The sequence below is a fragment of the Streptomyces sp. NTH33 genome (assembly GCF_003236365.1).
Classification (GTDB): Bacteria; Actinomycetota; Actinomycetes; order Streptomycetales; family Streptomycetaceae; genus Streptomyces.
In genome coordinates this window covers 1-5,946 of the sequence record NZ_POTZ01000425.1, presented here as the reverse complement: position 1 = coordinate 5,946, position 5,946 = coordinate 1, and the positions used below count along the sequence as shown (strand labels likewise).

Sequence of the window (5,946 nt, the reverse complement as noted above, 5' to 3'; positions counted from 1 at the left end):
CCACCTCGCCGCCCCCCACCGCTCCCTCACCGGCCGCCGGACCGGGCACGGCAGGCGCGAAGGGCGAACCGGCGCAAGAATCGGATTATGGGATTCCGTTTTGATCGGGCAATCCCCGGGCGGGGGTGGGCCGTATATACGGATGTGTCGAAGTTCCGGTTCCCGGTGGGCCGCCTTCCGGACGAAGCTCTGCTGTCCGGGCTGGCCACCGGAGATCCGGAGCTCGCCGTCGGTTTCGTCCGCAGGTTCCAGCACCGGGTCTTCGGTGTGGCCGTCGCGGTCACCGGGGATCCGCAGCTCGCCGAGGATGTCGCCCAGCAGACGTTCGAAAGGGCATGGCGCCATGCACAGATCTACGACTCGCGGCGTGGATCGGTCACCACCTGGCTGACCACGATCGCCCACAACCTCGCCGTCGACGCCGTCCGCTCGCGGCGTCCGGAGCCGGTCGCGCCGGAGGACCTCGACGCGATCCTGGACGTCGTCAGCGAGACTCCCGAGCGGTACGCGCTGGCCGACGAGGCGTCGTCCCGGCTGCGTGCCGCCATGGCCGAGCTGCCGCCCGAACAGGGCCGCGCCCTGGTGATGGCCGGCGTCTACGGCATGACCGCCCAGCAGGTCGCCGAGTGGGAGCACATTCCGCTGGGCACCGCCAAGACGCGGATCAGGACGGGGATGGGAAAGCTGCGGACCACGCTCGCTTCCTTCCAGCGAGGAGACAATGCCCAGTGAGCTCACCTGCGAGGAGCTGCGCGAGATCGGCGCCGAGCTCGCGCTCGGCGTGCTGCCGGGCCGGCAGCGGGCGGGTGCCGTGGCGCACCTGGATGAGTGCGCGGACTGCCGGGAGTACATCCGCCAGCTGACCCTCGTGGGCGACCGGCTGATCGGGCTGCTCCCCTGCGGCGAGCCGCCGATCGGGTTCGAGAGCCGGGTCGCGCAGGCGCTGACGCAGGGAGCGACGGGGCACGAAGGGCCTTGGCGCACCCGCGGGTCCGGCATCCCGCGCCGGAGAGTCTTCGGCCGGATACGGCCGCAGGTCGCCGCCGTCTCGGGCGTGCTCGTCCTCGCCATCGGATTCGGCGGCTGGGCGGTCGGCACGGCGATCGAGGACACCCTGACCCGTTCCGCCCCGGCCACCGCCGCCGGGACGGGCATGCTGTGGGGCGGGCTCACCTCCGCCGACGCGGCCGGCAAACCGGCCGGTGAGATCTACGCCCACCGGGGCTCCCCGGGCTGGATCTACATGATCGTCGACCTTCCCGGGAGCAGCACGTCCCACGACGGCAAGGTCACCTGCCTGCTGGTGCACAAGGACGGCACCACGGTCCGCGCCGGCGAGTTCACTCTGCGCGGCGGCCGCGGCTTCTGGGGCGGCCCGGTCCCCATCGACCCCGCGACGCTGACCGCCGTCCGGGTGACGGCACCCGACGGCACCGTACTGGCCAGGGCCCACCTCGCCACGGGCACCGACGAGACGTAGTCAAGCCGGCCGGGACGTGGTCAGGCGGGGGCGGACAGCAGCGCGGTGAGGGCCGCGGTCAGTTCGGCGACCGTGGGCCGGTCCGCCGGCTCCGGGCTCAGACAGCCGTCGATGGCCGCGGCGAGCGGGCGCGGCAGGCGCCGCAGGGACGCGATCGGCGGGGCCGCCGCCTCCAGTTGCGGATACCGGCGGTCACCCGTGGTGCGGCCGTACGTCCCGCTCTCGCCCCCCTCGCCACCCTCGTTCCGGTGGAAGGGCGGGTCCCCCCCGGCCACCTCGTACAGCGTGACCCCGATGCCCCACACGTCGGCCGCCGCCGTCAGCAGCCCGCCGCGCGCCTGTTCCGGCGAGAGGTAGCCGAACGTGCCCACCCCGCTCGGGGCGTCCCCGGGCGGCTGGGCCGTGCTGAGGTCGAGCACCTTGACGTGCCCGCGCTCCACCACGACGTTGGACGGCTTGAGGTCCAGGTGGAGCAGGTCCCGGCCGTGCAGGTAGTGGACCGCGGAGCACAGCTGCACCCCGAGTAGGGCCACGTCGGTGGCGGCCGGCCGGCGCCGCAGCCGGCCGATGAGGTGAGCGAGTGTCTCCCCGGTCAGCGTCTCCATGACGACGAGCGGCTCGGGCTCCGTGAAGGTCTCGTACGCGCGGGCCAGGTGCGGGTGGGTGAAGGCGCACAGCCACCGGCCCTCCCGCAGCAGCCGGTCGGCCGGTTCCGGGGCGTCGCGGAGATCGGGGCGCACCATCTTGATGACACACCGGCAGGCCCGCTCCTCGCTCCAGGAGTCGTACACGTCCATCCAGCCGGTGCGGTCCAGGAGCCCGATGACCTCGTAGCCCTCGACCGGGCGGGTGCCCGCGGGCAGTGGCGGCCGTACGGCGGCCCGCGTGGCGGTCATGACAGCACCACGCCCTGCTGCGACGGGCCGGTCTGCGCGGAAGAGGCCGTCTGCAGCCGGTGCAGCCGCGCGTACGCACCGCCGCGCAGGAACAGCTCGTCGTGGGTTCCGGACTCGACCACCCGGCCGTGGTCGAGCACCACGATCCGGGTGGCGTCGCGGACCGTGAGCAGGTTGTGGGAGATGACGACGGTCGTCCGGCCGGCCATGAGCCGGCGCAGCGGGTCCATGATCCGGCGGCTGGACTGGGCGTCCAGGCCGGTGGTGGGCTCGTCCAGGAGCAGCACGGGCGCGTCCCTGATCATCGCGCGGGCGATGGCGAGGCGCTGGCGCTGGCCGCCGGACAGCATCCGGCCGCGCTGGCCGACCACGGTGTCGTAGCCGTCCGGCAGCAGCCGGACGAACTCGTCGGCGTCGGCGGCACGGGCCGCCTCCACGATCTCCGCGTCGGTCGCGTCGGGCCGGCCGTAGGCGATGTTCTCCCGCACCGTGCCGTGCAGGACGAGCGTCTCCTGCAGGACCACGGCGACGTTGTTCCGTACGTCGGTCAGGGCCAGCTCCCGCAGATCGGTGCCGTCGAGGCGGACGGCGCCCCGGTCCGGGTCGTAGAAGCGCAGCTGCAGCTTGGCCACCGTGGACTTCCCGGCCCCGCTCGCCCCCACCAGGGCCAGGGTCTCGCCGGGGCGGACGCGGAAGGACACGTCGGACAGCGCCCAGCGGGAGGTGTCGGGGTAGCGGAAGGACACGCCGTCGAACTCGACCTCGCCGCGCACCCGGCCGATCCGCCGGGCGTCCGCGGCCTCGCGCACCTCGGGCCGCTGGTCGAGCAGTTCCGCGATGCGCTCGGCGGAGGCGGCGGCGGCGTAGAAGGTGGGGGCGAGGCGGGCCAGGTCGCGGACCGGGCCGTAGAGCTTGCCGATCAGCGCCAGGAAGACCAGCAGCCCGCCCAGCGTGAGCTGGCCCTGCGCCAGCTTCCAGGTGCCCAGGCCCATGACGGCGAGGCCGCCGCACACCTCGATGAGCTCCACCAGGGGCCGGTAGACCGCCCGGATCCGCGTCGAGTCCATCGTGGCGTGGAACCGGCCCAGGTTCTCGCGCTCGAAGCGGCGCTGCTCCCAGTCCTGCCGGTTGTACGCCTGGACCAGGGTCGTGTTGCCCAGCGTCTCCTCGGCGACCGCGCTGAGCGAGCCGCTGCGGCGCCTGCGCTCCCGTGACGCCTGCTTGGTCAGCCGGGAGAAGCGGCGGGAGGCGCCCCAGAACAGCGGCACGATGACGATCGCGAGGAGGGTGAGGTCCCAGCTCAGGTAGAAGAGCAGACCGAGGAAGATGCCCAGTTGGAGGACGAAGTAGAACACGTCCACCACGCCGGAGAGCAGGAACATCTCGACGGCGTCCACGTCTCCCGTGATCCGCGAGAGCACGTCCCCCAGCCGCCGCCGTTCGAAGAATCCCAGGGACAGTCCCTGCACGTGCCGGAAGACGTCGGAGCGCAGGGAGAGCAAGAAGCGTTCGCTGACGTACGCCGAGGTCACGCTGTCGGCGAAGCCGAGGATGCCGGAGACGACGATGAGCCCGAGGTACGTCGGCGCGATCCACAGGAAGGGGGTGAGGTCCCGGGGGACGAGCACCCCGTCCACCACGATCTTGAACAGCCACAGCTCGCCCACGGAGACGAGCGGCTGCAGCAGGCTGAGCAGCACGAGCGGCACGAGCCAGAGCCGGTGCCCCCGGGTGTAGGGCCAGAAACGCCGGAAGACCTCGCGCGGCGGCAGCGGCGGGGCGCCGGCGACCACGGAGTCGGTGTCCGTGTCCACCGACAGCAGACGCCGCAGGACATGCCGACGGAGCGGACCGGCACCTTCGGTCACCGGTCCGCTCCGCTTCGTGTCACTAGTAGCGTCCACCGCGTCCGTAGCCGCCGCGTCCGTAGCCGCTGCGTCCGCCGTAGCCGCCGCGTCCGTAGCCGCTGCGTCCGCCGTAGCCGCCGCGTCCGTAGCCGCTGCGTCCGCCGTAGCCGCCGCGTCCGTGGCCGCTGCCGTGGCCGCCGTCACGGCGCAGGGCAGGGACGAGAGCACTGAAGATCGCCATGGTCTTCCTCCTGCTCGAATGTGTCTCGGTAGTAGATACGGCGCAGAGCCGGAATGGGATGGCGTTTCGGGAAAAATGCAACGAAATTTCTTCCCGAGGGAGGGGCGGCGGGCCGGTGTCCTACGCCCCCGGGTTCACGACGATCTCCGCGCTGTTGTTCTGCGGCTTCGGGTCGAACGGGAACGTCTGGGTGCCGGCCCACAGGCCGGGGACGGCGACCACCGTGCCGGTCGCGTTCGGCACCACACGGTCGATGCGCAGCTGGAAGGAGAAGGGGACCTTCGTCTTCGGCATGACATACATGGCCAGGTCGCAGGCGTAGCGCGGGGCGCCGAGCCGCTGCCTGTAGTAGCCGCCGTCCAGCGACCGCGGCTGGCAGCCGGCCGGGACGTCCGTGACCGTGGTGCCCTCGGGCACATGGAAGTCGAGGACGGCGGCCGGGTCGCCGGACCTGACGTTGCCGACCCAGGCCGGACCCCGGTTCTCGAAGCGGAACCCGGCCGTCACCGTCTGGCCGGCCTTCCCGTTCACCGTGCTGCCGTGCACGGCGAAGTCGGCCGTGTTGTCGGCCTCGATGTCGAGGCCGGCGTAGTTGTCCATGTGGTCCAGGTCAGTGGCACCTTGGCCCGGCCTGACACTGAGGTCGAACCGCTCGTGCAGGGCGTGGCGGGCGACGGCGAGCTTCAGCGGCGCAGGCAGCCCCACGGTGGCACCGGGCTGGACGACGGTGTCGAACGCACAGGTGAAGTGGATCAGCGTGCCCGGACCGTCCAGCGCCGTGGACGTGCACTGCGGGAACTTCGTGGTCAGGTCCAGCCCGTACGTCGTCCACATCTCCAGGGCGAAGCCCTCGGCGGGCCGGTCACCGGTGTTGGTGACGGCGAACGGGACGTCGAGCGTGCTGCCCGGCTCGACCCCCTTGACCCGCTCGGGTCTCGCGATGCCCAGGTCGGGGCCCGAGCCGACGGTCACGTACGTGGCGAACGACTCGTGCGGCGCGACCAGCCGGCCCTCGGGTCCGCCGGTCGCCTCCGCCTCGTAGGTGACGGTGCCCTGCGCCCCGGCAGCCGCCCCGGCCACCGCGTGCACCTTGAGCCGTACCTGCTCGCGGCCGCCGTACAGGGTCGTCGGAATCTCGGACACGTCGCACACGGCGGTGCTTCCGCTCGGCGCGCAGTTCTCCGGCCAGGTCACTTCCGCGACGCCGGCCAGCCCCGACACGTCGACGGTGAGCCGGCCGTCCGTCACCGTGAAGTTGTCGTTGTCGTGGTACAGCCCGACCAGGAGGTCCCGGTCCTGCCCGGCGGCAGCCCCGTCCGGCGCGACGGTGACCGCCTGCTCGTACGGCGCCTGAATCCACAACGTGTCGTTCTGCTGCTCCTCCGCGAACGCCGGCCCGGCCCCCAGCCCGGCCATGGTCACCCCGGCGGCCACCCCGGCGCAGGCGACGATCCGCATCCCCGTGGAGGACGACAGCGAGGA

At 72.4% G+C, this 5,946-nt stretch carries 6 protein-coding genes; 2 read left to right on the top strand and 4 right to left on the bottom strand.

Annotation, left to right across the window (positions count from 1 at the left end; all coding sequences use genetic code 11):
• The first annotated feature begins 144 nt into the window (after positions 1-144).
• Together C1I97_RS29420 and C1I97_RS29415 are read left to right on the top strand one after the other, a co-directional pair.
• Positions 145-732, top strand: a complete 588-nt coding sequence (locus C1I97_RS29420; RefSeq protein WP_111006151.1) for an RNA polymerase sigma factor — start codon at positions 145-147, stop codon at positions 730-732.
• On the top strand, positions 722-1,480 hold the full coding sequence (locus C1I97_RS29415) for a hypothetical protein (RefSeq protein ID WP_111006150.1): 759 nt from the start codon (positions 722-724) through the stop codon (positions 1,478-1,480). Before C1I97_RS29420 ends, C1I97_RS29415 begins: the two co-directional genes overlap by 11 nt.
• Positions 1,481-1,500: 20 nt before the next feature.
• Here C1I97_RS29415 and C1I97_RS29410 read toward each other — a convergent pair whose 3' ends face one another.
• From C1I97_RS29410 to C1I97_RS29395, 4 genes are all read right to left on the bottom strand, one after another.
• Positions 1,501-2,376 carry a serine/threonine-protein kinase gene (locus C1I97_RS29410; RefSeq protein ID WP_111006149.1) on the bottom strand — a complete coding sequence of 292 codons (876 nt, stop codon included), beginning with the start codon at positions 2,374-2,376 and terminating at the stop codon, positions 1,501-1,503.
• Positions 2,373-4,244, bottom strand: coding sequence for an ABC transporter ATP-binding protein (locus tag C1I97_RS29405; RefSeq protein WP_258382793.1), 1,872 nt, complete (start codon positions 4,242-4,244; stop codon positions 2,373-2,375). The genes C1I97_RS29410 and C1I97_RS29405 overlap by 4 nt, the downstream gene beginning before the upstream one ends.
• Positions 4,245-4,266: 22 nt before the next feature.
• A complete protein-coding gene (locus C1I97_RS29400) occupies positions 4,267-4,464 on the bottom strand; it encodes a hypothetical protein (protein ID WP_181446967.1) in 198 nt (65 codons plus the stop codon).
• Between the two features lie 120 nt (positions 4,465-4,584).
• Positions 4,585-5,922, bottom strand: coding sequence for a hypothetical protein (locus C1I97_RS29395; RefSeq protein ID WP_111006152.1), 1,338 nt, complete (start codon positions 5,920-5,922; stop codon positions 4,585-4,587).
• Positions 5,923-5,946: the final 24 nt, after the last annotated feature.

What these genes read in the sequence shown, in the direction of transcription:
- C1I97_RS29415 (WP_111006150.1), top strand. Translation starts at nt 722, where the DNA reads ATGCCCAGTGAGCTCACCTGCGAGGAGCTGCGCGAGATCGGCGCCGAG.
- C1I97_RS29410 (WP_111006149.1), bottom strand. Translation starts at nt 2,376, where the DNA reads ATGACCGCCACGCGGGCCGCCGTACGGCCGCCACTGCCCGCGGGCACC.
- C1I97_RS29400 (WP_181446967.1), bottom strand. Translation starts at nt 4,464, where the DNA reads ATGGCGATCTTCAGTGCTCTCGTCCCTGCCCTGCGCCGTGACGGCGGC.
- C1I97_RS29395 (WP_111006152.1), bottom strand. Translation starts at nt 5,922, where the DNA reads ATGCGGATCGTCGCCTGCGCCGGGGTGGCCGCCGGGGTGACCATGGCC.